Source organism: Chamaesiphon sp. VAR_69_metabat_338 (assembly GCF_031423935.1).
In the GTDB taxonomy this organism is placed as follows: Bacteria; Cyanobacteriota; Cyanobacteriia; order Cyanobacteriales; family Chamaesiphonaceae; genus Chamaesiphon.
This window is the reverse complement of the sequence record NZ_JANPGM010000363.1, coordinates 1-1,940: the sequence shown is the minus strand read 5'-3', so window position 1 is coordinate 1,940 and position 1,940 is coordinate 1. Positions and strand designations below refer to the sequence as shown.

The following is a 1,940-nucleotide window of genomic DNA, read 5'->3' as shown; positions in this document are numbered from 1 at the left end:
CTCACACCACAGATTGGGGTGTGGACGACATTAACTCCCGATCATTTAGCTCGGCATAAAACTGTCGATAAATATGCCGGAATTAAAGCTAAATTACTCCGCAATTCTCAACATCAAATTTTCAATGGTGACGATCGCTATCTCCACGATCTCGGTGCATCTGACTGGCAAGCTGCAACTTGGACAAGCGTAAAAGGGAAAGAATATCTCCGGGGCAATCCCGAATCTGGGATTTGGATTGCCGATAATTGGGTATATTTCCGAGGCGAAAAAGTTTTGTCGGCAGAATCGCTAAAAATGCCTGGAGATCACAATCTTCAGAATCTATTAATGGCTGTCGGCGTAGCCAAACTAGCAGGCATTGAGAATAGTGCGATCGCTACCGCCGTCGCTAGTTTCCCAGGCGTTGCCCATCGCCTGGAATATATCTGCACTCATGCAGGGGCAGATTATATCAATGATAGTAAGGCAACTAATTATGACGCTGCCGATGTGGGCTTGTCGGCAGTGAAAGCACCAGTAATTCTGATTGCGGGTGGCGAAGCCAAGGAAGGCGAAGATCTAGCTTGGTTGAATACGATTAAGCAAAAAGCAGCAGCAGTATTATTAATTGGTAATGCTGGCACGCAATTTGCCGATCGATTAAAATCTGTCGGCTATTCTAACTATGAAATCGTGGGGACAATGGCAAATGCCGTGGCTCGATCGAGTCAATTAGCCACACAATATCAAGCCAAAGTAGTTTTATTATCCCCTGCTTGTGCGAGTTTCGACCAATATACTAGTTTCGAGCAGCGGGGTGATGATTTCCGCCAATTGTGCCAAGCCTTGTCGAACGATCGGGTTTGAAAAGTCGATCCGGTATCCTGCTAGCTAGGCGGGATGCCTCAAGTATCGATAATGCTTGCGCCCCGATCGACAGCGAGATAGAGATCGCACCACCGAGATCCGGCAATGCGGCCGATCGGCTAGCCATCCGAGCGTTGGCGTAGCCTACTGTTAGGTAATCGCTGTTATAGTGAGGAAGAATACAGCCTCACATCTGTAAGTGCATGAATATAGCTTGGGATAGCCATAGCCAAACAACCTTTCCAAATCCTATTCTCGTCACCATCCCTTACCCCCTTCATGCTAGCCATGTTCGACAACTTGCGCGACATCATTCGCCATTGGTGGATGGAGTTCACGCTCCAAACCAAACTGATGGGAGCAGCCACATTAGTGGTGTCGCTGATTGTGAGCGGCTTGACTTTTTGGGCTGTGAATACCATTCAAGCAGATGCGCGGATCAACGATACGCGGTTCGGACGCGATCTTGGATTGCTATTAGCAGCGAATATCGCCCCGCAATTAGCTGAAAACGATCTAACTACCGTCGCCCGCTTTTCCAATCGGTTTTATCACAGCACGTCGAGCCTCCGGTACATCCTTTATGCCGACGATGCGGGGAATATTCGGCTGGGAATCCCCTTTTCCGAATCAGAAGTCCAAAACTCCTTAATGATCGAGCGGCGGATTCATTTACCCGAAAGTGTCGGCGGTAAAGACAATAAAGATCTGTCGCTGGTACGCCAACATCAGACTCCAGAAGGAATTGTCACTGACGTATTCGTCCCGATCGAGCATGAAGGCAAATTTCTCGGTACGCTAGCGATCGGCATCAATCCCAATCCGACGGTAGTTGCCTCTAGCGGATTGACTAGAGATGTCACCATTGCCGTATTCGTGTCGATTTGGGTGATGGTGATTTTGGGTGCGGTTTTTAATGCGCTCCAAATCACCAAACCGATTAAAGAATTGCTCTCTGGAGTCAAAAATATTGCCGCTGGAAATTTTAAACAACGGATCGATTTACCCCTTGGTGGGGAATTGGGAGAGTTGATCGGCAGCTTTAATGAAATGGCCGAAAAACTAGAAATTTTTGAAGAACAGAATATCGA

2 protein-coding genes are annotated in these 1,940 nt (G+C 47.6%); both read left to right on the top strand.

What is annotated here, in order from left to right; translation table 11 throughout:
• A partial coding sequence (murD, locus tag RMO84_RS10300; protein WP_310488375.1) for a UDP-N-acetylmuramoyl-L-alanine--D-glutamate ligase occupies nt 1–849 on the top strand: 849 nt, incomplete at its 5' end.
• A gap of 279 nt (nt 850–1,128) precedes the next feature.
• Nucleotides 1,129–1,940: HAMP domain-containing protein (locus RMO84_RS10295; protein ID WP_310488374.1), on the top strand; the 812-nt coding region annotated here is incomplete at its 3' end.